This window comes from Demequina sp., from assembly GCA_024707205.1.
GTDB lineage: Bacteria > Actinomycetota > Actinomycetes > Actinomycetales > Demequinaceae > Demequina.
Map to the genome: position 1 here is coordinate 1,666,646 of JANQAD010000001.1, position 26,519 is coordinate 1,693,164.

The window sequence follows — 26,519 nt, forward strand, 5'->3', positions numbered from 1 at the left end:
GTTATGGCATCGTAGCGGCGTGGACATCGATTCCTTCAGCGCGGTGCGCGAAGAGCGCTGGGCGCAGCTGAACCGGCTGTCCAAGAAGCGTCGCCTCACCGGCGCGGAGGCAGACGAGCTCACGCGGCTCTACCAATCCACGGCGGGGGACCTGTCCGCGGTGCGCTCCGCGGCGCCCGAGCCGAGCCTCATCTCGCGGCTCTCCGTGCTGCTCTCCCAGGCGCGAGTCTGGCTAACGGGGGCCCACGGCTCCGCAACCGGCGACTTCGCCCGCTTCTTTGTGCGAACCCTCCCCGCGGCGATGTACCGCGTGCGGTGGTGGGGCGTCACCGTGGCGCTCGCGGTGCTCGTCGCGGGCTTCATCAGCGGCTGGTGGACCCTCAACCACGAGGAGTCGCTCAACCTCATCGGCGACGCCGCCACGCGGGCGGAGATCGCCAACGAGTCCTTCGCGAGCTACTACACGGACTACTCGAACTCGTCCTTCACGGCGCAGGTGTGGACCAACAACGCGTGGCTCGCGCTGCAGTGCATCGCCTTTGGGATCACCGGATTCTTCCCGCTCGTGCTGATGTACAACACCGCCCTCCAGCTTGGCATTGCCGGCGCCATCATGGCCGAGGCCAATGCCCTCGACGTCTTCTTCTCGCTCATCATCCCCCACGGGCTGCTGGAGCTGAGCGCGGTGTTCGTGGCGGCCGGTGCGGGTCTGCGGCTGTTCTGGGTCATGCTGGTGCCAGGGGCACGCGCGCGGGGCGCCGCGCTCGCCCAAGAGGGCCGCACCACGTTCGCGGTGGGGATAGGCCTGGCAATCGCGCTGTTCGCTTCCGGCCTCATCGAGGGCTTCGTGACGCCGTCGTCCATGCCGTGGTGGCTCAAGATCGTGATCGGGATCATCGCGTGCGCGGCCTTCTGGGCGTACGTGTTCGTCGCCGGACGCGCGGCCACGGCCGAGGGTGCGACCGGTGACGTCGACGGCGACTTCGCGACCGACACCGCTCCCGTGGTGGGGTGAACGCGGGCTCGGCTGCAGCGTCGGCCGAAATGGGCGCTGAGGTTCGCCAAATTGCATGTTGGCGGTACTAGGGCACCATTTCAGGTGCAGACGGGCTGGCGGCCCGACGGCTGGGGACGCCTACAGCTTTCCCGCCGCCTTGAGCGCTAGGTAGCGATCGGCGAGGACGGGGGCCAGGTCATCGGGAAGCGCCGTGAGCACGTCCGCGCCGAGCGACCGCAGCCGCGCGCCGACCGCATCCACCTCGATGCCCGTGCGGGCCGCCGCTGCGGCGCCGTAGATAGCGTCCACGGAGCCGCGGCCGTCGAGCAGCTCCTCAACTTCGGGATCGGCGACCGACGCGACCACCACCTGGTGACGGTGCGCCAGCGCCGCGGTGGCCTCCAACAAGCCGGAGTCGATCGCGGAGACCTCCACGGTAGTGAGCAGCACCACGAGCGCGCGCTGGGAGAGGCGCTCTCGCGTGAGGCGGGCGACGGCGGGCCAGTCTGGCTCCACCAGTCGGGACTCCACCGGAGCCAACGCCGTGGCGAGACGGGTCATGAGCGCGGCCCCCGTGGTGGCCGCGGCGCGCGCCTGCTCCTCTCGGTCGAAGGCGCTCACCTGGACGCGGTCGCCCGCGCGCGAGGCCAGCGCGGCCAACAGGAGCGTCGCCTCGATCGATGCGTCGAGCCGGGGCGTGTCGCCCACGCGACCGGCCGAGAGCCGCGAGGTGTCGAGCACGATGAAGACGCGCCGGTCGCGCTCGGGCCGGTAGGTCTTGACGACCACGTCAGCGCGCCGCGCGGTGGCACGCCAGTCGATGGTGCGGACGTCGTCGCCGATGACGTACTCGCGCAGCGAGTCGAACTCGGAGCCAGCGCCCTTGAGCTGAACGGCGGTGCGGCCGTCGATCTCGCGCAGGCGCGCTAGGCGCGAGGGCAGGTGCCGGCGAGACTTGAACTCGGGAAGCACGCGCAGGGTGTCTACCAGGGGGATCGTGCGCTGCCTGCCCGCGAGCCGCAGCGGCCCCGAGGTGCGAATGGTGACGCCCACGGACTTCCGGTCGCCGCGTCGGGTTGGCGTGAGGTGGGTGGTGAGCGCCAACGTCTCGCTGGCGGCGAGCGAGAACTGGTGACGCGTATCGCTCGCCCCTGCCGAGGGCTGCCACGCGTCCCTGATCGCACCGCGCACGCGCCGCTTGCCCGTGTTGATGACGTCGAGCTTCGCGGAGGTGGACTCGGTGAGGCGCACTGAGGCGGGCACCCGACGCTTGGCGCCGATCCGCTGTGGCGACGGCGCCGCCCACACATCTATCGCGACGAGGACGGCCACGCCGAGCACCCACAGCCACGCCACGTTGCGCTGCTGCGTCAGCGCCGCGGGGATGGCCCCGAGCGCCGCGAGCAGCACACTCCAACCGGTGACGAACATGTCAGCGAGGCACCGGCACCGAGCCGAGCACGGACGTCAGCACCGCGGTCGCGGTGACCCCCTCGAGCTCCGCCTCCGCGCGCACGGAGATGCGGTGGGCGAGTGTCCAGGCGGCGAGCGCCTTGACGTCGTCCGGCGCCACGAACGTGCGCCCGCGCATCCACGCCCACGCGCGTGAGGTGTTCATGAGCGCGGTGGCCGCTCGCGGCGAGGCGCCGAGCGCCACGGACGGCGCCTCGCGCGTGGCGCGGCAGATGTCCACGATGTACGCGACCACGTCGTCGGAGATCTCCACCGCCGCGACCTCGGCGCGCGCCGCCTCGATGTCCTCAGCGTTTGCGACGGCGGTCATGCCGGCCGCCGCGAGGTCCCGCGGGTCAAAGCCGGACGCGTGTCGCCGCACCACCTGGGACTCCGCCTCGCGACTTGGCAGGCCCACCACCACCTTGAGGAGGAAGCGGTCGAGCTGCGCCTCCGGCAGCGGGTATGTCCCCTCGTATTCCACGGGATTCTGCGTGGCGATAACGACGAACGGGTCCGGGAGCGGGCGCGTCTCGCCGTCGACCGTGACCGTGCGGTCCTCCATCGCCTCGAGCAGCGCGGACTGCGTCTTGGGAGGCGTGCGGTTGATCTCGTCGGCGAGCAGCAGGTTCGTGAAGACCGGCCCCTCGCGGAACGAGAACGCGGCCGTGCGCGCGTCGTAGATGAGCGAACCCGTGACGTCCCCTGGCATCAGGTCAGGGGTGAACTGCAGCCGCGTGAACTCCATGTCGAGCGTGTGCGCGAGCGAGCGCACCATGAGCGTCTTGGCCACTCCGGGCACGCCCTCAAGCAGCACGTGCCCCTTGCACAGCAGCGCGACAACCAGTCCCGTCACCACCTGGTCCTGCCCAACGACGGCCTTGCCGAGTTCGGTTCGCAGGGCACCAAGAGCGGCCCTGGGGCCGCTGGGTGGGTCCGACGGCGGGGCCGGGTCCGGCGCTGCGGTCGCCTCTGGCTCTGGGGTTGGGTTCTCGGTCACTGTCAGTGCACCTCTCTCTCAAGTTCGTCCAGTGTGTCAACGATGTCGATCATCGCCGCCTCGCTTGTAGGCGGTGGTCCGTAGAGGATTCTCGCGATCTCGGTCGCGGGTCTTCCGGTGGCGCGCTCGATCGCGGCGACCATGCCCTCCCGATCGGTGGTGCGCGGCACGCCTAGCCGCGCACCGATGCGGCGAGCGGTCGACGCGCGGAGCGCGGCCGTCGCCCGGCCGTGGGCGCGCGCCCGCCGGTACAGGCGCGCCCGCCCGCGCGTCGCCTCCGAGGCCCGCACCACCACAGGGAGCGGCTCCACGGCAAGGGGACCAAAGCGTCGTCCCTTCCACAGGGCGCCGACGAGCGCCGCGAGCGCGAGCGCGTACAGCGCCGTGCCGAATCCGGGCGGCAGGAAGTCCGGGGTGAGGCTCACGTCATGGGGCTCGCCGGGAGCGCCGAACAGCGTCGGGTCGTCCCAGGACGAGAGATACCAGGCCACGTTCTCGTGGTGTCCCGTGGTGCGCAGGGCGAGCGCGGCGTTGCCGTCGTTGAGGAGGCCGCCGTTCTCGAACACCGCCGGATTGGTCACGATGGTGCGCGTGCCATCTGGCGTGGAGATGACGGCCATGCCGGCCACGTCGGAGCGGTTCGGGAAGCACATCGTCGCGGTGCTCTCGCCGGTGATCTTCAGTCCCGTGTATTCGACGCGCATGCGCTCCGCGGCCGTCGCGTCGGGGTCCGCGCACGCGGCCTCCACGGTCTCCGGCAGGAAGTCGTAGACCACAGCGATGCCGGCGTCGAGGCCGTCCACCACGGCGTCCCCCGCGCCGATGAAGACGATGTCGCCGGTGTAGGCGAGGAGGGAGGCCACCTGCGCGTCCGAGAGGTACCCGGCATCGGCGATCACGAGAGTCGTGGTCGCGGGGTCCTCGACGTAGACGCTCGCGAGCCTGCCGTACTGCTGCAGCGTCACCCCCTGATCGCGCAGGATCTGCGCCAGAGCGTGCGTTCCCGTGTCGCCAAGGTTGCCGGTGGAGAGGTCGCGGTAGTCGCTCGGGCGCGACGTAGCCGCGATCATGCCCATGAGGATCAGCACGAGCGCGATCCCGACGATCCACCACTTGCCCCTCGCGGTGCGGGTGCGCACGCTCTCGGTCTTGCCGGGGGCGGTGTAGACGGCCGTCACGCCGGCACCTCGGCGCGGCTCGAGCGCGCGGCGTCACGCGTGGCGAGCACGTGCTCGTAGTGCGAACGGGTCGCGGTGAGGTGGCCGTAGCGAACGGAGTCGAAGACGTCGGCGTCCTCGTGAACGTCCTGAGCGATCGAGGGCAGCGCCGCGGCGGCGACGAGGGCCGCCTCGAAGGCGGTCATCCCTGGTTTCGCGTCGATGATCTCGCGTTCCGCGAGGGAGCGGACCAGCGCCCGGTAGGCCTCGATGACTGCGAGATTCCAGTCTCCTGCCCGCGCCGCGGCCGACGCTGAAGCGAGCAGATCGGAGGCGCTGAGCGTCGGGTCGCCGAGCTCCTCCTCGACTATGGCGCGGCGGCGCGACCTGCGCATCGGCCCCACGACGAGCCACACGGCCAGCGTGAGGATCGCCGCGCAGACGATGACCGTGACCACAAGGCCCCACCCGCCCCACGCGCTGCCGATGCCGTTGCCGAGGCTGTTGAGCAGATTGTTGATCCACTCGAAGAAGCGGTCGACGAGGTTCCGGCCGGTGCCCGGGGTGTACTCGCGCTTGCTGAGCTCCTCTCGCGCCCACTCGCGCGCGGTCTCGGCGTCGGGGTCGACGGGAACGTCCAGGCGCATATCAGCCGCGCCGCGCCTCTGCCGCACGGGCAAGGTCCATGTCGAAGCCCTCGTGCCGAATGCGCAGGTCTATGTAGATGAGCGAGTAGACCGCGCCCATGTAGGCGTAGGTGACCACGTACGTGACGACGGCGCCAAGGACGTACACGGCGACGCCGATCGCGGTGGCCACCCACTCGCCGCTGACCCCGATCAGGATCGCGACGTTTCCCACAGTGCCCACGAGCTGCTGCACGACTCCCGTGACGATGTTGATGATCAGCCCGGTCACGAACACGATGAGGAACGACCACCAGAAGCGGCCCTTGATGAGGCCCACCGTTCTGCGGACCGACTCGACCGCGCCCGTGCGCTCGAGGACGATCACGCAGCGCGCGACCGTGGAGATCAGATAGACGGGCACGCCGATCACGAGGCCAAGCACCAAGGCGGCCACAACGCCGAGGGCGACCACGCCGCCGTCGCCGTTGACGCCGCCGAGCCAAGCCGCCGCGATTCCCGGCGCGAGCGCCAGGGCGAGCGCGAGCGACGTCAGGAGCCACAACAGCAGCAGCTGCCAAACGCGGGAGCCCACGGCGCGAAGCGCCTCGCCAACGGGGATCCTCTCGCCGAGCACGGCCCGAGCCACTCCCGGTGCGACGATCGCGGACGATAGGGCGTCGGCGAGGATGAGGGTCACGAGCGCCGCGACGCTGACCGCGATCGTGGATCCCTGGATCCCGCTGAACTGGCTCGTGGGGGACAGCAGCCCAAGCGAAGGGTCGGTGAACGCCAGCCACAGGGCCGCGGCGAGCACCACCATCGACCCGCCTACGAACAGCAGCGGTCCGCCGATGACGACCGCCCTGTTGAAGCGCATGGCCTTGAACGGCACCGAGATGAACTCGCCGAAGCTCATGGGCCGCAAGGGGATGATTCCCGGTTGCCACGAGCGGTAGGTGGGCGCCGCCTGGGCGGCCCGCACCGCGGTGACGACCACCGGCGCGGGGGCGCGTAGCTCGCGGGGGAGCCGAGTTGGGAAGGCGATTCCGGCGTCGGCCCGACGCTCTGGTCACCGGAGCCGCCGGGCGTCGCCCAGTCGTGCGGACCGGTGCCCAAGGTGTCGCTCACGTGAAGTCCTCCCCGACGTGCGGCCCGGTGCCTCGCCTTGCTGGGCATAATATCCGCATGACGGCACGAATATTGGTGGTCGACGACGACCCCGCGGTGGCGGAGATGATCGGCATCGTTCTTCGTGCCGACGGCTTCGAGACAGAGTTCTGCGACCACGGCGATCGCGCCCTCGACGTTTTCCGCGAAACCCACCCAGACGTCGTGCTGCTTGACCTCATGCTCCCTGGTAGAAGCGGCATCGATATCTGCCGCGACATTCGGGCGGAGTCGGGCGTTCCTATCATCATGCTGACCGCGAAGTCGGACACGGTGGATGTGGTGCTTGGGCTCGAGTCCGGCGCCGACGACTACGTGCCCAAGCCCTTCAAGCCGCGAGAGCTCATCGCGCGAGTTCGTGCGCGGCTCCGCCGCAATGACTCCGCCGCGCCGTCCGTGGTGCGAATCGGCGATCTGGAGATCGACGTCACCGGCCACCGCGTCAGTCGCGACGGCGAGGTCATTCAGCTCACCCCGCTCGAGTTCGATGTGCTCGTCACGCTCGCCCGCTCGCCCGGCCAGGTGTTCACGCGAGAGGTGCTCCTCGAAGACGTGTGGGGCTACCGCCACGCCGCGGACACGCGCCTCGTCAACGTGCACATCCAGCGGCTGCGCGCGAAGATTGAGCGCGACCCTGAGAACCCAGAGATCGTGGTCACCGTGCGCGGCGTCGGCTACAAGGCCGGTGGCGTGTCCTCGTGAGCCCGCGCAGGCGCCGTGCTCGCGCCGCGGTGACGGCGCCGCCGCTGATGGCCGCCGTCCAGGCGCCGCGGCGGCGCTTCGGTTTGAGGTGGCGGCGCTCCCTGATGTTCCGGGTGGTCGTCACCACCCTTCTCATTGGCTTCGGCACGGTCGCACTCCTTAGCGCGTACGTGAACTCGCAGATCCGCGACGGGCTGGTCGACAAGCGCGTTGACCGGGTGCTGCAGCAGTCCGCGCAGGATGCGGCAACGGCGCAGCAGGACATCGACGCGTCCGCGGCCGAGAACCCCAACGACCTGACTGACCTCGTGCTCGACCTGGTGGGAAAGCTCAACGTGCTCGGCGGCGAGGACCGGGTCACCGTGCTCCTGCGCACCCCGGACAACACGTCTGGCGTCTTCATTCAGACGCAGGCGCCGGACCAGTCGTACGTCGACATCATCAGTGACGACATGCGGGCGGCCGTCGAGTCGGGTACCACGCAGCCCTGGCAGTTCGTTGAGCTTCCCGACGGCACCCCAGGGGTCGTCGTCGGGGAGAGCTTGACGTCAGGGCGGCCGGCACGTGGGAGCTCTACCTCATCTACTCGCTCTCGGACGAGCAGCAGACGCTCACGCTGATCCAGCGCGTGCTCGCGCTCGGCGGCGGCATGCTCGTCGCGCTCGTCGTGTTCATGACTTGGTGGGTCACGAACCAAGCGGTGCGCCCCGTTCGCGATGCCGCGCGTGTCGCGTCCCGCCTCGCGGAGGGCCGTCTCAGCGAGCGTATGAAGGTGCGAGGCAATGACGAGATGGCTACCCTCGCGCGCACCTTCAACGAGATGGCGGAGTCGCTGCAGCGCCAGATCACGCGCATGGAGGAGTTGTCACGCCTCCAACGACGATTCGTGTCCGACGTCTCTCACGAGCTCCGCACGCCGCTCACCACCGTGCGCATGGCGTCCGACGTTCTCTACGACGCGAGGGACGACTTCCCACCGGAGGTCGCGCGCAGCGCGGAGCTGCTCAGCGGCCAGCTGGACCGCTTCGAGACCCTCCTCGCGGACCTCCTGGAGATCAGCCGCATCGACGCGGGCGCGGCCCGCCTCGAGTTTGAGGACATCTCGCTCGCGGATGTGGTGCGCGACGAGGTGGAGGCCATGAGCCATCCCGCGGCGAACGTGGGCGTCGAGTTGCGGCTGTGGGTCGCGGAGGGCGAGCACGTCGCGTCCGTCGATCGTCCTCGCGTTGGCCGGATCGTACGCAACCTTCTCTCGAATGCCATCGAGCACGCGCAGGATCACCCCGTGGATATCGGCGTCGCCTCGAACGGCCGGGCCGTTGCGGTGGTGGTGCGCGACTACGGCATCGGCCTCACGCCACAACAGGTGGAGCGGGTCTTCGACCGCTTCTGGCGGGCCGACGCCGCGCGCGCCCGCACGATGGGCGGCACGGGTCTTGGCCTGTCGATTGCCAGGGAGGACGCCCGCTTGCACGGCGGCAAGCTCGAGGCGTGGGGCCGTCCCGGAAAGGGAGCGAGCTTCCGCCTGCTGCTTCCGCGCACGTCCCGCGGTCTAGGCCAGGACGCACCCCTCCCGCTGGCGATGCGGGAGAGCGAGTTCGAGGCGCTGGGTCCCCACGAACCCGCCCCGTCCAACCCCAACGGCGCCCCAAGCCACGCCGTCACGGAGACCTCGCCATGACGGCCCGACGCCGTGCTGGCCTCGCCTCGCTCCTCGCCTTGGCGTCGCTCGCCCTCGCTGCGTGCACGACCATTCCCTCGTCCGGCCCTGTCAACGAGGGCAACGGCGTGGTGGCGTCGTCGCGCCCCGTTGTGCCGATCGCCGAGGGGCCGCGCGAGGGTGACAGCCCCACCGCGATCATCAACGGCTTCGTTGCGGCCTCTGCCGGCGGCTTCCAGAAGGACTTCACCGTCGCTCTCGAGTACCTCATGCCCGCCGCGGCGGCAACGTGGGACCCCGTGGCCAAGGTGACGATCGCCGACTCGGGAGCCGTCACGGCCGACTTCGACGCCGCCGAGAGTGCCGTCACCTACGACATCCCCGTACAGGGGACGCTTGACGATGCCGGTCGCCTCACGGAGGCGGCAGACGGAACTCGAGAAACCTTCACCTACACCATGGCCAAGAACGAGGCGGGCGAGTGGCGCATCGCCGATCTCGAGGACGGCACCGTCCTCCCTGGCGCGTTCTTCGGCAGGCTCTTCACGCCGGTGAGCCTCATCTTCGCGAGCATCGACCTGACCACGCGGGTTGCGGAGCTTCGTTGGCTCCCCACCACCAAGGCGGCCACGCTCGCGGCGCGAGAGTTGATCGACGGCCCGTCGGACCCGCTCGCGCCGGCAGTTGTCACTGGCTTCCCCGCGACGTCGGCCCTTGAGGTTGACTCCGTCGTCGTGACCGACGGGGTGGCAGCGGTCCAGCTCACTGCCGGGTCCGCAGGCAACGCCGCCGAGCGCAGCCTCGCCGAGGAGCAGATGCGCCTGACGCTCTCCTCCATCCCGGGAGTCCGCGATGTCAAGGTCACCGTTGGCGGTGTGGCGATCGGCGGCGACGGCTCCGCGGACCTTGAGCCGCCGCCGCTTCCGACGACCGACGCCGCCGCGTTCGTGAACGGGCGCCTGGGCCTGTGGGACGGGGCGCAGGTGTGGCAGACCCCGGACTCGGCGGGCGCCGTCCCCAGCGGCTCCTCGGGGCTCACCCAGAGCTTCGGCACGCCCACCGCCGCCTGGATCGTCGGCGGCTCCGATCTGGTCGCCTCCGGCGCGCTCGCGGACGGCACGTCCGCGCTGAGCAAGGCCGACGCCGATGCCTCCATTCCGACCGACGTGCTGAAGACCGACACGCTGTATCGGGGAACCAACCTCGTCGCGCCATCCGCGGACCGTCACGGCTGGTTCTGGACGGCGGAGCAGGGCGGCGGCAACGTGTTCATCGCCGTCAAGGCCGACGGCACGGTCACCAAGGTGGCCGCCGATTGGCTGCGCGGCACCACGGTGCAGGCGATCTCCGTCGCTCGAGACGGTGTGCGCGTCGCGGTCCTGTCGAGCTCTGGCGGCAAGCAGGCGCTCGAGGTCGCGTCCATTGTTCGCAGCGAGGACGGGACGCCGCTCACGATTGGCGAGCCGGTGCCGATCGGCGTCGACATCGGCTCCTCGATCGATCTCGCGTGGCTCGACGACCTCACCGTCGCGGTGCTCGGCGAGGGCGGGGGCGATGTACCGAACGATCTGTGGTTCGTCGAGGTGGGCGGCCTCACCACGGCCACGAAGGCGACCACGGGCGCGGTAGACATCACGGCTCGCGAGCAGGCCCGCTCGCTCATCGTCGTCGACGGCTCGCAGCAGGTCTTCACCCGCTCTGGCTCGGGATGGGCCAAGGTCACCTCCGGCCCTTCGGAGCTCGCCTACTCCGGCTGAGTTCTCCACAGGCGGCGCCCTCGCGCGCCGCGCATGCCCGACGCTGTTGTCATGTTCGTCGCCGACCTCGCCAGGGACGCGGCCCGCCTTCTGGTTCCGGTGGCGTGCGCCGGCTGCGGGCTCGACGACGTTCCGCTGTGCGAGTCCTGCTCGGCTCCGTGGTGGGAGGAGCCGTTCAGGGCCGAGGAGGGAGCTGGCCGCCTCGCGGTCATGGGGCGGGTGCCGCTTCCCGTGTGGGCGATCGCGCACCTCGATGGCGCGGAGCAGAGGGCCATCGGCGTGTGGAAGGACGGCCGCAGGCGGGACCTCGACCGCTTCTTCGCGGGCGCGGCCGCGAGGGCCGCTGCGAATGTGAAGGCGTTCGTCCCTGGGGGCCTCGTCGTCGTGCCCGTGCCGAACAAGCCGCGATCGGTGCGCAGGCGCGGAGTGTCCATCGGAGCCCTGCTTGCGGGGGCCGTCGGGCGGGAACTTGGCGCCCCAGTGGAGGCCGCCCTCCGCGCGGCGGGCGCCACCTCGAAGGGCCGCTCAAGCGTTGGCCGATGGGACGCGGCGGGGGTCGGCGTCGCGCGACGCGTGGGGACTCGACCGGTGCTGCTCGTTGACGATGTGATGACCACGGGGGCAACTCTCGCGCGCGCCACGGACGCGCTGGAGGCGTCAGGAACGCCCGTCGCGGGTGCGCTCGTGCTGGCCGCGACGCCTCGGCGTGACGTTCCCGCAAAGGCGGGTTAGGGTGTGTCTACGGACGGCAACCGTCCCTCACTCTTCGATGCCGGGGAGGTGATGTCGGAGGCGCTAGGCGCCTCGCTCACCATAACCGGGCCAACGCGGCCCAGGCACCCCACTAGAGCGTGAAGGAGCACCGCCATGGACATCGCAATCGTCGGCAGGCACACCAAGGTCAACGAGCCACTGCGCACCCGAATCCAGGAGCGCATGGAGAAGATCACCGAGCTTGCACCGCGCGCAACGCGCGCAGAGGTGCACGTGTGCCACGAACGCAGCCCAAGGGTTGTCAGCGAGAAGGAGCGCGTGGAGATCACGCTGCACGGCCGCGGCGTAGTCCGCGCCGAGGCCTCCTCGATGGACCGGGAGGCGGCGTTCGACGCGGCGTACGCGAAGCTCACCGCGCAGCTGCGCAAGCTGCACGAGCGGAAGGTCCACCGACACCAGGGGAAGCAGGGCCTGCGCGCGGTGCCGACCCCAGCGTCGGGCGTGCCGGTGGTCACGGGTGACGCCACGGCGTCCGATGCGGTGGAGAGCGTCGAGACGTGGGAGGGCGCGCCCGCAGACGCCACCCGCGAGGTGCCTATCGACGGCACCCCGATCGTCATCAGGTCCAAGACCCATGAGGCCGCGCCGATGACGGTGCCCGAGGCGATCGACCAGATGGAGCTCGTGGGGCATGACTTCTTCCTGTTCCACGACGTCGAGAGCGATCTCCCGTCCGCCGTGTACCGCCGGCGCGGGTGGACCTATGGCGTGATCCACCTCGCGGCAGCCGAGAGCGACGAATCCAGGGAGAGCGCATAAGTACCGGCGGCGCATCCCCCGGGATGCGCACCAGGGACTTTCTCTTCGCCGTCGCCGCCGCCTGTCTCTGGGGCGGCGGCGGTGTCGTCGGTGTGCTCTTCGGCAAGCACGAGAGCCTGCAGCCCGTGGGCATCGCGGTGTGGCGCATGGGCCTCGCCGGGGTGTCGTTGCTGCTGGTATTGGCCCTTATGGGCCAGTTTCACCCTGGGCGCTGGACGCGGCCGATGTGGGTCCGGATGCTCGTCACTGGCGCCCTCACCGCCGCGTTCGAGTTCGCCTTCTTCACCTCCGTGACTTTCGCGTCCGTTGGGCTGGCGACGCTCGTGGGCATCGGTTCCGCGCCGGTCGTCGTCGCGGGGTACGACGCTGTGGTGACCCGCGAGCGGCCGCCTGCCAGGTCTGTGGTTGCCCTCTTGCTGTCGCTCGCGGGACTCGGGCTGCTGGTTGGCGGCAGCGTCGGGCAGGGAAGTGCGATGCTGCTCGGCGTCGCCGTCGCTCTCGGCGCCGGAGTCGCGTTCGCGGCGATCACCATCGTGAACCGCCGGCCGGTGCCGGGGCTGCACCCGGTGGCGCTCACGGGCGGCGCATTCGCGGCCGGCGCGGTGATCCTGCTGCCGCTCGCTCTCCTCGCCCACACGGGCGTCCCCCATGACCTCGAGGGGTGGGGGATCGCGATCGTGCTCGGTGTGATCATCACGGGCCTCGCCTATGTGCTGTTCCTCACGGCGCTGCAGACGGTGCCGCCGTTCGTCGCGACCATCACGACGCTGCTGGAGCCGCTCCTCGGTGCCATCTTGGGCGCGATCGTGTTCGGCGAGCGCCTCGGAGCCCTCGGCATCGTCGGCGGCGCGCTCATGGGAGCGGCCGTACTGCTGTTGCGCCCTCAGCGTGACGAACCGGAGACCATCCACTGACCGCCTAACATGGTTCCCGACCCAAGGAGGAGTACCAGTGGCTGTCATCGACCGCATCATCCGCATCGGCGAGGGGCGCGAGCGTCGGCGTCTTGAGAAGGTCGTCACCCTGACCAACGCTCTTGAGGACGTGTACCGCGAGTTCTCCGACGAGGAGCTTCGCGCGCTCACGGACGAGTTCAAGCAGCGCGTCGCGGACGGCGAGAGCCTCGACTCGATGATGCCGGAGGCGTTCGCCGCGGTGCGCGAGGCCTCCCGCCGGACCCTGGGCCTTCGCCACTTCGACGTGCAGATCATGGGTGGGGCCGCCCTCCACTTTGGGAACATCGCCGAGATGAAGACCGGTGAGGGCAAGACGCTCGTCGCGACCCTTCCCGCATACCTCAATGCGCTCACGGGCAAGGGCGTGCACGTCGTGACGGTCAACGACTACCTGGCCTCCTATCAGTCGGAGCTCATGGGTCGCGTGTACCGCTTCCTTGGGCTGGAGACCGGCTGCATCCTCGTGGGTCAGAACCCCGCAGAACGCAAGGTGCAGTACGCGGCCGACATCACCTACGGCACCAACAACGAGTTCGGCTTCGATCACCTGCGCGACAACATGGCGATGGAGCCGGAGCAGCTCGTGCACCGCGACTACAACTACGCGATCGTCGACGAGGTGGACTCGATCCTCATCGACGAGGCGCGCACGCCGCTCATCATCTCTGGGCCGGCCGCCGGCGACAACAACCGCTGGTACGTGGAGTTCGCTCGCCTTGTTGACGGCATGAAGGTGGACGAGGACTACGAGGTCGAGGAGAAGAAGCGCGCAGTCGGCGTGCTCGAGCCCGGCATCGAGAAGATCGAGAAGGCGCTCGGCATCGAGAACCTCTACGACCCCGCGAACACGCCGCTCATCGGCTTCCTCAACAACGCCATCAAGGCCAAGGAGCTGTTCAAGCGCGACAAGGACTACGTGGTGCAGAACGGCGAGGTGGACATCGTCGACGAGCACACGGGCCGCCTGCTCAAGGGCCGACGCTATTCCGAGGGCCTCCACCAGGCCATCGAGGCGAAGGAGGGGGTGCAGATTCGGGCAGAGAACCAGACCTACGCCTCGATCACGCTGCAGAACTACTTCCGCCTGTACGACAAGCTCGCGGGCATGACCGGAACCGCCCAGACGGAGGCAGCCGAGCTCAACGGCACCTACGGCCTCGGCGTGATCCCCATCCCCACGAACATGCCGATGATCCGCGAGGACCAGCCCGACCTGCTGTACAAGACCGAGGCCGCGAAGTACGACGCGGTGATCGAGGACATCCTCGAGCGCAACAAGAACGGCCAGCCGGTGCTCGTCGGCACGGTGTCCGTGGAGAAGTCGGAGCAGCTCAGCAAGGAGCTGCGCAAGCGCGGCATCCGCCACAGCGTCCTCAACGCCAAGCAGCACGCCCAGGAGGCCACCGTCGTGGCCGAGGCCGGGCGCAAGGGCGCCGTGACCGTCGCCACCAACATGGCCGGTCGTGGAACCGACATCATGCTCGGAGGCAACCCGGAGTTCCGTGCCGTCGCCGAGATGCAGGAGCGCGGCCTTGACCCCCACGAGAACCCCGAGGAGTACGAGCGGGTGTGGGACGAGGTCTTCGAGGCCGCCCAGGAGGCCGTGAAGGCCGAGCACGACGAGGTGCTCGCCGCCGGTGGCCTGTACGTGCTCGGCACGGAGCGCCACGAGTCTCGCCGCATCGACAACCAGCTTCGCGGCCGCTCCGGTCGTCAGGGAGACCCGGGCGAGTCCCGCTTCTACCTGTCGCTCGAGGACGACCTCATGCGCATGTTCCAGTCGGGGCTCGCCGCCTCGGTGATGAACTCCGCCGTGCTGCCCGATGACCTGCCGATCGAGTCGAAGACGCTCACGCGCGGCGTGCGCAGCGCGCAGGCGCAGATCGAGGGCCGCAACCACGAGATCCGCAAGAACATCCTCAAGTACGACGACGTGATGTCGGACCAGCGCCTCGTCATCTTCAAGGAGCGCCGCCGGGTGCTCGACGGCGAAGAGATGCGCGATCAGGTGATGCAGTTCATCGACGACGTGGTCAGCGCGTACGTGCGCGCGGCCACGCTCAACGGGTCGCCCGACGATTGGGACCTCGACGCACTGTGGAAGGACCTGCGCACGATCTACCCCGTGTCGCTCACGGAGGAGGAGCTCACCGAAGAGGCGGGCGGGCTCAGCGGCCTGTCCACCCAGTTCCTCGAGCGCGAACTCACCGCCGACGCGCGCATCCAGTACGAGGCCGTCGAGGAGCGCATCGAGCCCGAGCTCATGCGCCAGGTCGAGCGTCAGGTGCTGCTGCAGGTCCTCGACTCGAAGTGGCGCGAGCACCTCTACGAGATGGACTACCTCAAGGAAGGCATCGGGCTGCGTGCCATGGGCCAGCGCGACCCGCTCACCGAGTACCAGCGCGAGGGCTACCAGCTCTTCGAGGCTATGACCGACTCCATCAAGGAGCAGTCGGTGCAGGTGCTGTTCCGCGTGGAGAAGCGACTGGTCCCGGCTGAGGGCTCTGAGGCGCCCACGGAGGCCGAGACGCCGCAGCGCGTGCCGGCGATGTCCGGTGCCACCTCAACGGGCGGCACCGCCACGGGCGGTGGCGGCGGCATGACCATGAACATGGGCGCGCTGACCTACTCCGGCCCCGCGGAGGACGGCTCCGGCGCGGCGACCACCAAGAAGGCGACGCCCAAGAAGGCCAAGCCGAGCGACGACGGCGGGACCTTCCCCGGCACGCCGAAGAACGCGCCCTGCCCGTGTGGTTCCGGCAAGAAGTACAAGATGTGCCACGGCAAGAACGAGGCCGCCTAGGCGTCATCCCGCGCGAAGCGCGTAGCCGGGTCACTTCTGAAGGGCAACCGCCCAGATCGGGTGTGGTGGTCGCGAAGCCGCGACTTCGCGACCACCGCACCCGGAATCAGGCCCACCGCTCGCATCCTGATGCTGGAATGGACGCTCAGTATCGCGAAAACGCGAGTTGGACGCACTCAGAGCCCATTCGGGGCGCCGGGAGGGCGCGTGCCGACAGCCCGAGAGGAACTCGGCTCCCGCGATCCGTTGTCGCGGACGCGGGATGACGGTGCTGTCGCGCCGTGTCGCTAGACGATCTCGATCACGGTCGCGAGCCAGCGGCCGCGGATCTCCTCGAGACGCATTGCCACGGCCAGCGCCCGGCCGCGCGCGCTCGCGACGATGCTGACCTCCGCGGCGCGCTGCGACACCCGGCAGACCCGGATCCTGTCGATGCTCGCCAGCGCGCCCGTCTGACCCGCCCTGCGCGCGAGCGACTGCTGGGCCGCGAGCGACTCCCGCACGTCCGTCGCGACCCAGCGCGTGAGGGTCTCCAGTCCGCCCCCACCGAGAGTGAGTTCCACGGCCGTCTTCGCGAGCGTGCACGCGAGCGGGGTTGGGTCGCCCAGCGGCGCCTGCCGCACCCCGTAGCGGGGGATCGCGGGCGCGCCGCCAGGGATCGCCCGCAGCCCGCCCGACGCCAGGGCGGCTTCCGCGCTCATGCCGCCACCTCCTGGGGGATCGTGAGCTCCTGGCCGGGAAGGATCAGAGAGGGGTCGTCACCGATGGTGGCGCGATTGGCCTGGTAGATCAGCGGCCAGGCCCGCGCGATCTGCGCGTTGCTGGCGTCCGGACCCAGCAACTCCGCGGCGATGCGCCACAGCGACTCGCCGCGGACAACGACGTGCGTCCCGACGTGCACGTGTTCGGCGACCGGCGGTGCCGCGGACTCCGCGTGCAGTTCCACGGTGGGCACGGGGGCTTCGGGCACGGTGGTCGTGGGCTCGGCCGGCGCGGGCGAGAGCGCCACGGTCGGCACGGGCGAAGCCACCACCACCGCCGAAGGCGAGGGAGAGGGCGTGGGCGACGACAGCGTCGGGCCGGAGGGGCTGGAAGGGGAGACGGCGGGAGCCCAGCCGGGGTAGGCCTCGTCCGCGCTTGCCGGGACGGCGAGCCCCGCGGCGAGAGCCACTCCCAGCGAGCCGACGAGGAATCTCCGAGCGGGCGCGGGCAGCGCGCCGATGGCGCGGGGCCGCCAGCCCAGTGCCGACTCGGCGAGGGCCGCGATGGTCAGCAGCGCCACCCCAAATGCCGCCGCGGCGCCGGCGAGCAGCACGGCGGCGGCCACGAGCGCGTCGAGCGAGGCTATCGCCGCCTCGGCGCCCGCGGAGGATGCGAGCCACCATCCCGCGGACGAGCAGCAAGCCGCGAGCGCGATCGCCCGCGCCGGATGCACCTTCATCGTCATTGTCAGACCACCTTAATAGCGTTTGACGTACTTTGATGAAAGAAGGTGTACATGAATGCAGTTCGCTTGTCCAGCGGAGCCGACCCCGGCTGTGGACAAACCGCTACCGTTGGCGCATGCGCTGGGACCACCTCTTCGACGATCTCGAGGCGCAAGTGACGCGCGCGGAGCGGGAGGAGTTCGAGGAGGAGGTGCGCGCTCGCGCCCAAGGGGAGAGCGCCGCGGTCACCCTGGGGGCCGTGCTCGCGGCAAGCGACGGCGCTACGGTGCGGCTCACACTGCGCGACGGCGGCGCGGTCTCGGGAACCGTCATGGACTGCGCGGCGCAGTGGCTGCACATCGCCGACGGCCCGCGCGAGTTCCTGGTTCCGGTCACCGCGATCTCGGCCCTCGACGGCGCGCCGCCGGCGGCGCCGGAGCCGGGGGTGATCGCGAGCCGCCTCACGCTCGGCCACGCGCTGCGGGCGCTAGCCGAGGACGGCGGGGCGGTGCTTGTCAGTGCCGTGGGGACGCAGTTGCGAGGGGTGATATCGGCGGTGGGCGCCGACTACGTGGTCATCGCGGGGGGCAAAGTGGTGCCCTTCGCCGCGATCCTCACGGTCACCCCAGCGCCATAAAGCCAACCCCCGCGAAGGCGACGTGCTACGTGGAGGCGTGCTCGCCGTCCGGCAACGAGAAGCGCTCACGCGTGGCCGCGTACTGGCGCTGAATGTAGGCCTCAAGCTCGCTCGCCTCGACGCGCCACTGGTTGCGGCCGCCGATCTGAATCGCGGGCAGGTCCCCGTTGCGCACCAGCGAGTACGCCTGGATCTGCGAGATGTTGAGCGCCTCTTGCACGTCAGGGAGAGTGAGGAATCGCTTGGCCACGTGCCCATTCTGGCACGGGACCTCTGACAAGCAGAGTTATCCACAACGGTGGCACTGAAGCGGCGGTCACGGCATGATGGGCCCAACTGAAATGGGGGGTGACCCGTGGCGAAGACGTCCGACGCAGTGGTGGGCAGGGTGCGCAGGCCGTCCTGGCGCGATCCGCGACTGCTCGTGGGCCTGGTGCTCATCGCGGTGGCCGTCGCGGCCGTGGTCGCGATTGTGCAGCGCTCCGACACGACCGAGCCGTTCTACGCCGCCGCGCACGACCTGGCGCCGGGCACCGTCCTCTCCGAAGGGGACCTGGTGGTGGTCCACGTGCGCGTCTCGTCCGGTGAGTACGTGCCCCAGCCCGACGCTGTGGTTGGGCGAGTGCTCGGCCGCACCGTTGACGAGGGGGAGCTTCTGCCTGCGTCAGCGCTGGTAGATGGCGATGCGTATTCGGCGCGATCCATAGCCGTGCAGACGTCTATGCCGCTCGCGGACGGGGTGGGCGTTGGGTCCTCGGTGGATCTTTGGGTCACCGTGAGCGATGACGCGGGGCCGCACTCGACCCTCGTGGGCTCTGGGCTCGCGGTGACCGACGTGCGCGAGGCGAAGTCCACGCTTGGCGGGGGCGGCGGCCAGACCGTGTACGTCGCGGTGCCGCTCGCGGACGTGGCGAAGGTGCTCGACGCGGTGTCCTCCGAGGGCGAGATCGCGATCGTGGCGGCGGGGAGCTGAGTCGATGACGGGAGTCGTCATTGCGGTCTCCGCGCACGGCGAGGACGCGATCGCCGCCGCGATCGCCGCCCATCCGGAACTCACGCTCGTCCGACGCTGTGCGGACCTCGCGGAGGCGCTCGCCGCGGCGTCGGCTGGGGTGGCGGGCGTGGTGGTGGTGTCACCCCAGCGCCACCTCGATCGGGTCACGCTTGGCGAGTTCGCGCACATGCGCGTGCGCGTCGTCGGCGTCGCGGGAGACGAGCGCGAGGAGCGAGCGCTCGCGGCCCTTGGGCTCGCGGCGGTGTCCGCCGCCGATCCGTTCGCGGTCGCGGAGGCCGCGGCGACGGCGCCGGAGGCGGCGGTGGTCGAGGAGGAGCCGGAGGTTGCCGGGCCCACGGGGAAGGTTGTCGCCGTGTGGGGGCCGACCGGAGCGCCGGGCCGCACCTCGGTGGCGGTGAATCTCGCCGCGGCCCTCGCACGTGATCGGTCCGCGCTGCTCGTTGACCTCGACACCTACGGGGCCGCGGTGTCGCAGACGCTCGCTCTGCACGACGATGCGCCTGGTATCGCGGCCGTTGCGCGGGCCGCGGCGCAGGGCGAGGCCGACGCGGCGACGGTGCGGCGGCACGCGATTCGCGCCGCGGAGGGCCTCGCGGTGCTGACGGGACTGCCGCGGCCGGGTCGGTGGGCGGAGATCCCGTCGGCGGCGCTCGAGGCCGCATGGCCCGCGATGCGGGCGGCCGCGGCGGTGACAGTGATCGACTGCGGCTTTGGGCTGGGTGTTGCGGACTCACCATCGCGAAGGGACGCCGCGACCATGGCCGCGCTGACCGAGGCGGACCTCATCGTGCCCGTCGGCACCGCAGAGCCCGTGGGAATGCAACGACTCGTCGACGCTCTCGGGGACCTGGGTGATGCGCTGCCCGGCGTCAAGGAGCGGATGATCGTCGCCGTCAACAGGGTGCGCCGGTCCGTCGCCGGACCCAACCCAGAGCGCCAGGTGGCGGATGCGCTCGCACGGTACGCCGGCGTCGGGCAGGCGTGGATGATTCCGTGGGATCCCCGCACGGCCGACCTCGCCGCGTTACGAGGGGCGACGTGGCGGGAAGTGGCGCCCCGAGGTGCAGCCAGCCAGGCCGTCGGGCGGCTGGCGGAGGCTGTGCTGGCTCGGCTGCGCGAGGGAGACCTTGACGACACTCCGGCGCGGTCGAGCGAGGTCGAGCCGGCGCTGACAGACTGAAGGCATGCGAGTCTTTGTGCCGGGGGTTGTCGCGGACATTGCGCGCTACACCTCGGGGCATTGGGAGCCCGAGCGGGGGTACGCAGTGACCGAGCGGCTCATGGACATCAGCGCCTACGACGATCCGGACGAGCTCGCGGAACAGGCGCGCGATGCGGCTGCGGAGGACTCGATCGTGGAGTTGGGGTCGTCGCTGCGCTTGGTTGTCGCCATTGACGTGTCGCGAGCCGATTGCGCGCCCGTGCCGGACGCGCACCCGGCGGCCGTGACTCTGACCGGTCGCGTGATGCCGGACTCGATCGCGTGCGTGTTCCTCGACGAGCCTGGCGCCGCCGCGGATGCGCGCGCGGCGGCTGGGGGAGATGAGGATGCTCTCGAGCGGCTCGAGGTGCGGGACTTGCTTTGGTATGACGTGAGCGAGTTGGACCGGCTGCCGGTCTAGCGGTCGCGGTTCAAGAAGCTGATCCGAGAACTCCTAGACGTCCGCCGTCCCAATTATCCCGAGCGCCGCCTCGTGCAGCAGCCCGTTGGTCGCGATCGCGTCAACGCCCCACGGCCCCGGCGCGCCCGTGAGCGAGGTGAATACGCCGCCAGCCTCCTCGACGATGGGCACCAGGGCGGCCATGTCGTAGAGCGCGAGCTCCGGCTCGGTCGCGACCTCGATCAGGCCCTCGGCCACCATCATGTAGCTCAGGAAGTCGCCAAACGCCCTGGTGCGCCACATGCGGCGGGTCAGTTCCAGGAAGTCGGGCAGCAGCCCACGCTCCTCCCAACCCGAGAGCGAAGAGTAGGAGAGCGTAGCGTCGGACAGCTGCTGGCGAGTGGAGACGTGAATGGGCCGCGCGCGCTTGAGCGAGGCGCCCTTCCACGCGCCGTCGCCCTTCGCCGCGAACCAGCGCATGCCAAGGGCCGGCGCGCTCACCACCCCCACCACGGGCTTGCGGTCGTCGTAGAGCGCGATCAGGGTGGCCCAAACGGAGATGTCGCGGATGTAGTTCTTGGTGCCGTCAACTGGGTCGATGATCCATTGCCGCGCCGAGCCGCCCTTTGAGCCGAACTCCTCCCCGTACACCGCGTCCGTACGGCGCTCGCTGTCGAGGATGGTGCGGACCATGCGCTCTGCCTCGCGGTCCACGGCGGTGACGGGAGTCTCGTCGTCCTTGAGTTCAACCGTGAGGTCCTCGCCGTTGAAGCTCTTGAGGGTGAACTTGTCCACCGCGTCGGCGATGCGCATGGCGAGCTTGAGGTCGTCAGCGTAGTGGCCGGTTGGCTGCATGGTTCCAGGGTAGTGGCGGCGGGCCCGACGCTGTTGTTGGCCCGACGCTGCGGCTGGGTGCTGCGCTAGCGTGGCGGCATGGGAGGGGTTCAGTGAGGCGACCGGGGCTGGGTTCGGCGGTGGTGCGGCTATTAGCCATCGCCAATGCCGCACTGTGGGTCTTGGGGATGCCCGAGATGCTCGACGTCTGGGGCGACGCGTACACGATTCCCTCCCAGCTGGACTTGCCGTCCGTCACGATCTGGATCGTGGCCGGGGTGCTCGTGGCAACAGCGGTGCTCGTGGTCGTGGGGTTTGTGCGGCGACAGCGGGCGACGGTGACGCCATGGGTGCGCATCGCGGACTGGGTCGTCGGCGGGCTGCAACTGGCCTGGGCCGGCCTGTACGTGTGGTCGTTCGTGCTGTTCTATCAGGAGCTGACCGCGCCCAACACCGACCACAACGTTGCTGTTCAGGCGCTGTACTTTGAGCCGCTCCTGGCGCTGCTCAGCATCCTGAGCGCGGTGGTGTTGTTCCGGGATGCGCGCGCCGTAGCGCCGCCGCCTGCTCGAGTGGCCGCGCGAAGGGTTCCGGCTGTCGGCAGCGCGGTCATGAGGAGCGTGCTCGCGGCGTATCTCGCGGTTCTGCTCGTGTATTCGCCGGTCTACCTGGCCGGTTGGAACCATCAGTTGGCCCAGCACGCGCCGGGACCTGCGAACGTGCCGTGGGGACCTTTCTTTGTCATGGTTGTTTGTGCCCTGTCTCTTGGGCTGCTGGTCCTTGGGTGGTGGTGGCGGCGACGTGGCGCGCCCACGACGGGGCGCGTCTGGCTGCGCGTGGGTGCGGGGCTGCAGGCGCTGTGGTGCGTGCTGCTTGTGTGGGGGTACATCGCGGACCCGATCGGCCTTACGCGCGAGATCGCCTTCGACGCCACTCAGCGTGGCTCCGAACTGTTTGCGCTCTATGGAGCGTTCGGGATGGCGGTGCTTGCCGGCGTAGTTGCGTGGGTTCATGACCGGGATGCCCGACGCTTGGCGCCGGTTTCCGCGGAGCCACGCCCCGAGTTTGCGGTTGCCTAGGCGGTTTACGAGGCGCGTTGTTGGGCGCCGCCGGGTGCCGCAACCTGCGTCCCCAGGGGAGCATTTCTGGGTGGTTTATCCACATTCGTAACGGTTTGGTAACGGTGCTGTGAGGGTGGCGGATTTTGGGGTGTTTTTGTCAGACCCCTTGGGTTGGCTGGGGTCATGACCTTCTCGCTGACCGATGTCGATGCCCGGACCGCGCTGCTGCGCGCGTCCGAGGGCGCCGATCTCGCGTCGCTTGCGCGGGCGGAGTTGGTGGCGCTCATGCGCACCGTGGGGGATGCGAAGGGGGCGATGGATCGCCTGGTGGCGTCCGTGGCAGGCGAGGTTGCCCGGCGCTCCACCCCTGAGGATGGAGCGGGAGGACTGGCACGCCAGCACGGCTTCGCGAGCCCGCAGCGCATGGTCGCCGCAGCGGTCGGCGCCGCCCCCAGTGAAGGGTTCAAACTCGTCACCGCGGGCACCCTCATGAACCAAGACCGTCCCCTCGCCACCGCGCTTGGGGACGGACTGCCGGTGGGCAAGGCCGACCTCATCGCCCGCACGTTGGCGTCCCTGCCGGGTGACACGCATGACTTGGAGCAACGTCTCACCCGTGCGGCCCACAGCTTGGACTACGCCCGCCTGAAGCTTGTGTGTTCGCGTGAAGCGGCCAGGTTCGATGCCGCGCACCAAGAATCGGTGGAACGGCGCCACCATGAGCAGCGGTCCCTGGACATCAGCGAACGCGCCTTCGGGCAGGTTCACATTGAAGGAGACCTGCCCGCCGCCCAAGGCGCGATCCTCATCACCTACCTCGAGGCGCAAGTCAAAGCCGCCTACCAAGCCAAGCGCGACAGCGACGACACCGGCACTCTCGACAACCGCACCGCTGCGCAGATCCGTGCCGACGCGCTTGTCGCGTTGGCTGCCCACGGCCTGGACTGCACATCCCCCGCCAGCGGTGTCAAAGCCACCATCATCCTGCGGGTGAACGCCGACCAGGTGGACAAGCCCACCGGTCTGGCCACGTGTGACGCCCTCACCACCCCCATCTCCCTGACCGCCCTCAAAGAACTCGCCATCGACGCGACCATCGCCCGCATGGTCGTCGATGCCAAGTCCCACGTGCTGGACTTCGGCCACGACCAACGCCTGTTCACCTGGGCCCAACGCATGGCGTTAGCCGAACGCGACGGCGGCTGCGCCAAATGCCACGCCCCCATCTCCCACTGCATCGCGCACCACATCCGCTGGTGGCACCGAGACACCGGCCCCACCGACATCACCAACGGCGTCCTGCTCTGCGTGAGATGCCACACCAGCGTCCACCGCGACCGCTGGAACATCGACGTCGACAACAACAACCACGTGTGGTTCACCCCACCCACCACCATCGACCCCGAACGCAAACGAATACTCGGCGGCCTCGCAGCCCTCACCGTGTGAGGGCCGCGAAGCATGCCCACGGAGGCACGCTCGCGCCCCTCAGTACCCCTCACCCGCGGCGCGCGAGGCCAGCAGGCGGCGGATCGAGTCGATGCGGGCACGCCGATCAGGTGAGTCCGCCGCCCACGCGTCCAGCTCGCAACCGAGTTCCGCGGACTCGTGGGTGCAGCCGCGAGGGCAGAGCTCATCGGCGGCCGCGGCCACGTCGGGAAAGGCGAGGATGAAGTGCGCAGGATCCACATGCGCGAGCCCAAACGACCGCACACCAGGGGTGTCGATGATCCAGCCGCCGGTCGGCAGCTCGAGCATGACCGAAGAAGTCGAGGTGTGGCGCCCACGGCCCGTCACGTCGTTCACGCGGCCAACCGCCCGGTCCGCATCCGGCACCAGCGCGTTCACCAGCGTCGACTTGCCCACCCCAGACGGGCCCACGAAAACCGTGCGCTCCCCGAAGAGCTCCTGGCGAAGCCGCACGAAGCCGGGATCGGCGTCTGGCCCGCCCGCACGTCTTACGGAGGTCTCGATGACCGTCACCCCGAGCGGCTCATACATCGCGCGCAACGGGTCGGCGGAGGCGAGGTCCGCCTTGGTGAGCACAAGCAGCGGCAGCAGCCCCCCATCAAAGCCCGCCACGAGGCACCGATCTATGACGCGCGGATTCGGCTCCGGATCGGCGAGCGCAGCGAAGATCGCGAGCTGCCGAGCATTCGCCACGACCACTCGCTCCGCGATGTCCGTGTCGTCCGCCGTGCGGCGCAGGGCCGTGACGCGCTCGTCTCGGCGCACCACGCGGGCCAAAGTGTCGGCAGTGCCAGAGACATCGCCAACGACCCCAACCCAGTCGCCAACCACCAACCCGCGCCGCCCCAACTCGCGCGCCTTCACCGCGCTGACCACGGCGTCGGCCGTCTGCACGGTGTAGCGGCCCCGGTCAACGGCGATCACCGTCCCGTCCACGGCGTCCGCGTGGGCTGGCCGCTGCTTGGTGCGCGGCCTGGACCCTCGGCCGGGACGCACCTTCGCGTCCGACTCGTCGTAGCGACTCCAGTCCGTCACGCGGCGGGCGCCCCCGCCCCCAGCATCTCCGTCCACATCCGGGGGAAGTCCGGCATGGTCTTGGCGGTCGTGGCCACATCGCGAACCTGCAGCCCCGGCACGGCCAGGCCAAGGATCGCCGCGAACGTGGCCATCCGGTGGTCGTGGTACGTCTCCATCACCGCGGGCTTGAGCCCACCGGCTGGCATCCCACCGAACTTCAGCGAGTCGTCGCCCGCAACGCAGTGCCCGCCGATGCGCGTCACCTCGGCCGCGATCGCCGCCAGCCGGTCCGTCTCGTGCCCCCGCAGGTGGCCGATGCCCGTCAACTGTGACGGGCCATCGGCCAGCGCGCACAGCGCCGCGATGGTCGGCGTGATCTCGCCGGCCGCGCTGAGGTCGGCCTCGATGCCAATAATCCGATCGGTGCCGGTCACGGTGAGGAACCCATCCTCGACGACGCATGCACCGCCCATCTGGCTGAGAATGTCCGGGAACAGCGCCCCCGGCTGCGTCGTCGACGTGGGCCAGCCCGGAATCCTGACCGTCCCTCCCGCCACGAGCGCCGCCGCGAGGAACGGCCCGGCGTTGGACAGGTCGGGCTCGACCCGCACCTCGCCCAAATGCAGCGCCCCCGGGTGCACCACCCACGTGCGCTCGTCCGGCTGGTCAACGCGAACCCCGGCATCACGCAGCGCGGCGACCGTCATGTCGATGTGCGGCAGCGACGGCAAGCTCTCGCCCGTGTGGCGAATCGTCAGCCCGCGCGCGAGCCGCGGCGCCACCATGAGCAGCCCGGTCACGAACTGCGAAGAGGTCGATGAGTCCAGGGAGACCTCGCTGGGCATCACCTCGGGATCGCTGGGGAGCGCCATGAAGATCCCGCCCGACGCTGTGCTCGCCTCCGGCACGGGCGTCACCGTGAACGGCAGGGTGCCTCGGCCGCCGTCATCGACGGTCGCCCCCAGGTCGCGCAACGCTCCGAGCAAGGGCCCCATGGGCCGCACCCGCGCCCCGTGGTCGCCATCGAACGACACGGCGCCGTCGGCGAGCAGCACCAGCGGCGGGACGAACCGCATGACCGTCCCGGCGAGTCCGCAGTCGATGCGCACCCCGCCCTCGAGGGGCGCCGGCGTCACCACCCAGGCGTCGGGGTCGGTTGTGGACACGTCGATGCCCAGCGCGTCGAGCGCGGAGATCATGAGCGAGGAATCGCGAGACGCGAGGCCACCCCGAATGGTGACGGGGCCGTCGGCCAGCGCGGCGAGCACAAGGAAGCGGTTCGTGAGCGACTTGGAGCCCGGCACCGAGACCCGTGCCGAGAGTGGCCCGCTCGCCGCGGGCGCGTCCCAGATCTCGCCCGGACCCGTACCGGGCGCCCCCGTCACCAGAAGTACTTCTTCAACTGCACGGATGCGGCCTTCTGGGCCTTCTCAACCTTGGCCTGGTGGGCTTTCGACTTCTTGGCCTTCGCCTTCGCCTTGTGGTGCGACGAGTGGCCCGCGGTCGCCGCGATCAGCACACCGCCGATCAGCGCGGCCCCCTTGATGAAGTTCTCGAGGCTCTCGCGCCGCTTCGCAGGGTCCGTCTCCTTCCAGAAGGGATGGTCCACGGAGAGCGTTCCGGAGGAGAGCAGGGCAAGTACCA

General features: G+C 69.9%; 27 protein-coding genes. 15 read left to right on the forward strand and 12 right to left on the reverse strand.

Features of this window, described 5'->3' with window-relative positions:
- Positions 1-19 precede the first annotated feature (19 nt).
- Positions 20-1,015 (forward strand): stage II sporulation protein M, encoded by a 996-nt coding sequence (locus NVV57_08595; protein MCR6712738.1) that lies wholly within the window; start codon positions 20-22, stop codon positions 1,013-1,015.
- A gap of 120 nt (positions 1,016-1,135) precedes the next feature.
- Here NVV57_08595 and NVV57_08600 read toward each other — a convergent pair whose 3' ends face one another.
- Genes NVV57_08600 through NVV57_08620 form a run of 5 tightly spaced genes read right to left on the reverse strand, consistent with a single transcriptional unit; the run spans position 1,136 to position 6,232 of the window.
- Positions 1,136-2,428 (reverse strand): DUF58 domain-containing protein, encoded by a 1,293-nt coding sequence (locus tag NVV57_08600; protein MCR6712739.1) that lies wholly within the window; start codon positions 2,426-2,428, stop codon positions 1,136-1,138.
- A gap of 1 nt (position 2,429) precedes the next feature.
- Positions 2,430-3,449, reverse strand: a complete 1,020-nt coding sequence (locus NVV57_08605; GenBank protein ID MCR6712740.1) for a MoxR family ATPase — start codon at positions 3,447-3,449, stop codon at positions 2,430-2,432.
- 2 nt (positions 3,450-3,451) lie between these two features.
- Positions 3,452-4,627 (reverse strand): DUF4350 domain-containing protein, encoded by a 1,176-nt coding sequence (locus tag NVV57_08610; protein ID MCR6712741.1) that lies wholly within the window; start codon positions 4,625-4,627, stop codon positions 3,452-3,454.
- Positions 4,624-5,280, reverse strand: coding sequence for a DUF4129 domain-containing protein (locus NVV57_08615; protein ID MCR6712742.1), 657 nt, complete (start codon positions 5,278-5,280; stop codon positions 4,624-4,626). Before NVV57_08615 ends, NVV57_08610 begins: the two co-directional genes overlap by 4 nt.
- Complete coding sequence (locus NVV57_08620; GenBank protein MCR6712743.1) at positions 5,255-6,232, reverse strand: hypothetical protein; 978 nt, start codon at positions 6,230-6,232, stop codon at positions 5,255-5,257. The genes NVV57_08615 and NVV57_08620 overlap by 26 nt, the downstream gene beginning before the upstream one ends.
- Positions 6,233-6,420: 188 nt before the next feature.
- Here NVV57_08620 and mtrA point away from each other — a divergent pair, with 188 nt between their 5' ends.
- From mtrA to secA, 8 genes are all read left to right on the forward strand, one after another.
- Positions 6,421-7,104: an MtrAB system response regulator MtrA gene (gene mtrA, locus NVV57_08625; protein ID MCR6712744.1), complete on the forward strand. Its 684-nt coding sequence runs from the start codon at positions 6,421-6,423 to the stop codon at positions 7,102-7,104.
- On the forward strand, positions 7,101-7,724 hold the full coding sequence (locus tag NVV57_08630; protein MCR6712745.1) for a hypothetical protein: 624 nt from the start codon (positions 7,101-7,103) through the stop codon (positions 7,722-7,724). Before mtrA ends, NVV57_08630 begins: the two co-directional genes overlap by 4 nt.
- Positions 7,685-8,785: an MtrAB system histidine kinase MtrB gene (gene mtrB / locus NVV57_08635; GenBank protein ID MCR6712746.1), complete on the forward strand. Its 1,101-nt coding sequence runs from the start codon at positions 7,685-7,687 to the stop codon at positions 8,783-8,785. The genes NVV57_08630 and mtrB overlap by 40 nt, the downstream gene beginning before the upstream one ends.
- Positions 8,782-10,521, forward strand: coding sequence for an LpqB family beta-propeller domain-containing protein (locus NVV57_08640; GenBank protein MCR6712747.1), 1,740 nt, complete (start codon positions 8,782-8,784; stop codon positions 10,519-10,521). Before mtrB ends, NVV57_08640 begins: the two co-directional genes overlap by 4 nt.
- Positions 10,522-10,572: 51 nt before the next feature.
- The gene (locus tag NVV57_08645; protein ID MCR6712748.1) at positions 10,573-11,253 is read left to right on the forward strand and encodes a phosphoribosyltransferase family protein; all 681 of its coding nucleotides are present in this window, start codon (positions 10,573-10,575) and stop codon (positions 11,251-11,253) included.
- Positions 11,254-11,388: 135 nt separating this feature from the next.
- Positions 11,389-12,054, forward strand: coding sequence for a ribosome-associated translation inhibitor RaiA (gene raiA, locus NVV57_08650; GenBank protein MCR6712749.1), 666 nt, complete (start codon positions 11,389-11,391; stop codon positions 12,052-12,054).
- Positions 12,055-12,077: 23 nt separating this feature from the next.
- On the forward strand, positions 12,078-12,968 hold the full coding sequence (locus NVV57_08655; protein MCR6712750.1) for a DMT family transporter: 891 nt from the start codon (positions 12,078-12,080) through the stop codon (positions 12,966-12,968).
- A gap of 37 nt (positions 12,969-13,005) precedes the next feature.
- Complete coding sequence (secA, locus tag NVV57_08660; GenBank protein ID MCR6712751.1) at positions 13,006-15,813, forward strand: preprotein translocase subunit SecA; 2,808 nt, start codon at positions 13,006-13,008, stop codon at positions 15,811-15,813.
- Between the two features lie 287 nt (positions 15,814-16,100).
- On the opposite strand, the gene NVV57_08665 is transcribed toward secA, so the two are convergent.
- Both NVV57_08665 and NVV57_08670 read right to left on the reverse strand, forming a co-directional pair.
- Positions 16,101-16,514 (reverse strand): Rv3235 family protein, encoded by a 414-nt coding sequence (locus tag NVV57_08665; GenBank protein ID MCR6712752.1) that lies wholly within the window; start codon positions 16,512-16,514, stop codon positions 16,101-16,103.
- Entirely contained in the window at positions 16,511-17,260 is a 750-nt protein-coding gene (locus tag NVV57_08670; protein MCR6712753.1) for a LysM peptidoglycan-binding domain-containing protein, read from the reverse strand. The genes NVV57_08665 and NVV57_08670 overlap by 4 nt, the downstream gene beginning before the upstream one ends.
- 116 nt (positions 17,261-17,376) lie before the next feature.
- On the opposite strand from NVV57_08670, the gene NVV57_08675 reads away from it, so the two are divergent.
- A complete protein-coding gene (locus NVV57_08675; GenBank protein ID MCR6712754.1) occupies positions 17,377-17,877 on the forward strand; it encodes a hypothetical protein in 501 nt (166 codons plus the stop codon).
- Positions 17,878-17,902: 25 nt separating this feature from the next.
- On the opposite strand, the gene NVV57_08680 is transcribed toward NVV57_08675, so the two are convergent.
- The gene (locus tag NVV57_08680; protein ID MCR6712755.1) at positions 17,903-18,127 is read right to left on the reverse strand and encodes a helix-turn-helix domain-containing protein; all 225 of its coding nucleotides are present in this window, start codon (positions 18,125-18,127) and stop codon (positions 17,903-17,905) included.
- Positions 18,128-18,232: 105 nt separating this feature from the next.
- On the opposite strand from NVV57_08680, the gene NVV57_08685 reads away from it, so the two are divergent.
- The 3 genes from NVV57_08685 to NVV57_08695 are packed head-to-tail and all read left to right on the forward strand — an operon-like array spanning position 18,233 to position 20,514.
- Positions 18,233-18,850 (forward strand): SAF domain-containing protein, encoded by a 618-nt coding sequence (locus NVV57_08685; GenBank protein MCR6712756.1) that lies wholly within the window; start codon positions 18,233-18,235, stop codon positions 18,848-18,850.
- 4 nt (positions 18,851-18,854) lie between these two features.
- Positions 18,855-20,072 (forward strand): hypothetical protein, encoded by a 1,218-nt coding sequence (locus NVV57_08690; protein ID MCR6712757.1) that lies wholly within the window; start codon positions 18,855-18,857, stop codon positions 20,070-20,072.
- Positions 20,073-20,076: 4 nt separating this feature from the next.
- On the forward strand, positions 20,077-20,514 hold the full coding sequence (locus NVV57_08695) for a hypothetical protein (protein ID MCR6712758.1): 438 nt from the start codon (positions 20,077-20,079) through the stop codon (positions 20,512-20,514).
- A gap of 33 nt (positions 20,515-20,547) precedes the next feature.
- On the opposite strand, the gene NVV57_08700 is transcribed toward NVV57_08695, so the two are convergent.
- Positions 20,548-21,348 carry a histidinol phosphatase gene (locus NVV57_08700; GenBank protein ID MCR6712759.1) on the reverse strand — a complete coding sequence of 267 codons (801 nt, stop codon included), beginning with the start codon at positions 21,346-21,348 and terminating at the stop codon, positions 20,548-20,550.
- 122 nt (positions 21,349-21,470) lie between these two features.
- On the opposite strand from NVV57_08700, the gene NVV57_08705 reads away from it, so the two are divergent.
- Positions 21,471-22,406 carry a hypothetical protein gene (locus NVV57_08705; protein ID MCR6712760.1) on the forward strand — a complete coding sequence of 312 codons (936 nt, stop codon included), beginning with the start codon at positions 21,471-21,473 and terminating at the stop codon, positions 22,404-22,406.
- Between the two features lie 267 nt (positions 22,407-22,673).
- Positions 22,674-23,837 carry an HNH endonuclease gene (locus NVV57_08710; GenBank protein ID MCR6712761.1) on the forward strand — a complete coding sequence of 388 codons (1,164 nt, stop codon included), beginning with the start codon at positions 22,674-22,676 and terminating at the stop codon, positions 23,835-23,837.
- Positions 23,838-23,876: 39 nt separating this feature from the next.
- On the opposite strand, the gene rsgA is transcribed toward NVV57_08710, so the two are convergent.
- Genes rsgA through NVV57_08725 form a run of 3 tightly spaced genes read right to left on the reverse strand, consistent with a single transcriptional unit; the run spans position 23,877 to position 26,484 of the window.
- Entirely contained in the window at positions 23,877-24,893 is a 1,017-nt protein-coding gene (gene rsgA / locus NVV57_08715) for a ribosome small subunit-dependent GTPase A (GenBank protein MCR6712762.1), read from the reverse strand.
- Positions 24,890-26,260 (reverse strand): 3-phosphoshikimate 1-carboxyvinyltransferase, encoded by a 1,371-nt coding sequence (aroA, locus tag NVV57_08720; GenBank protein MCR6712763.1) that lies wholly within the window; start codon positions 26,258-26,260, stop codon positions 24,890-24,892. Before aroA ends, rsgA begins: the two co-directional genes overlap by 4 nt.
- The gene (locus NVV57_08725; GenBank protein ID MCR6712764.1) at positions 26,257-26,484 is read right to left on the reverse strand and encodes a hypothetical protein; all 228 of its coding nucleotides are present in this window, start codon (positions 26,482-26,484) and stop codon (positions 26,257-26,259) included. The genes aroA and NVV57_08725 overlap by 4 nt, the downstream gene beginning before the upstream one ends.
- Positions 26,485-26,519: the final 35 nt, after the last annotated feature.

What these genes read in the sequence shown, in the direction of transcription:
- NVV57_08600 (MCR6712739.1), bottom strand. Translation starts at nt 2,428, where the DNA reads ATGTTCGTCACCGGTTGGAGTGTGCTGCTCGCGGCGCTCGGGGCCATC.
- mtrA (MCR6712744.1), top strand. Translation starts at nt 6,421, where the DNA reads ATGACGGCACGAATATTGGTGGTCGACGACGACCCCGCGGTGGCGGAG.
- NVV57_08640 (MCR6712747.1), top strand. Translation starts at nt 8,782, where the DNA reads ATGACGGCCCGACGCCGTGCTGGCCTCGCCTCGCTCCTCGCCTTGGCG.
- NVV57_08645 (MCR6712748.1), top strand. Translation starts at nt 10,573, where the DNA reads ATGTTCGTCGCCGACCTCGCCAGGGACGCGGCCCGCCTTCTGGTTCCG.
- raiA (MCR6712749.1), top strand. Translation starts at nt 11,389, where the DNA reads ATGGACATCGCAATCGTCGGCAGGCACACCAAGGTCAACGAGCCACTG.
- NVV57_08655 (MCR6712750.1), top strand. Translation starts at nt 12,078, where the DNA reads ATGCGCACCAGGGACTTTCTCTTCGCCGTCGCCGCCGCCTGTCTCTGG.
- NVV57_08665 (MCR6712752.1), bottom strand. Translation starts at nt 16,514, where the DNA reads ATGAGCGCGGAAGCCGCCCTGGCGTCGGGCGGGCTGCGGGCGATCCCT.
- NVV57_08670 (MCR6712753.1), bottom strand. Translation starts at nt 17,260, where the DNA reads ATGACGATGAAGGTGCATCCGGCGCGGGCGATCGCGCTCGCGGCTTGC.
- NVV57_08675 (MCR6712754.1), top strand. Translation starts at nt 17,377, where the DNA reads ATGCGCTGGGACCACCTCTTCGACGATCTCGAGGCGCAAGTGACGCGC.
- NVV57_08690 (MCR6712757.1), top strand. Translation starts at nt 18,855, where the DNA reads ATGACGGGAGTCGTCATTGCGGTCTCCGCGCACGGCGAGGACGCGATC.
- NVV57_08695 (MCR6712758.1), top strand. Translation starts at nt 20,077, where the DNA reads ATGCGAGTCTTTGTGCCGGGGGTTGTCGCGGACATTGCGCGCTACACC.
- NVV57_08700 (MCR6712759.1), bottom strand. Translation starts at nt 21,348, where the DNA reads ATGCAGCCAACCGGCCACTACGCTGACGACCTCAAGCTCGCCATGCGC.
- NVV57_08710 (MCR6712761.1), top strand. Translation starts at nt 22,674, where the DNA reads ATGCGCACCGTGGGGGATGCGAAGGGGGCGATGGATCGCCTGGTGGCG.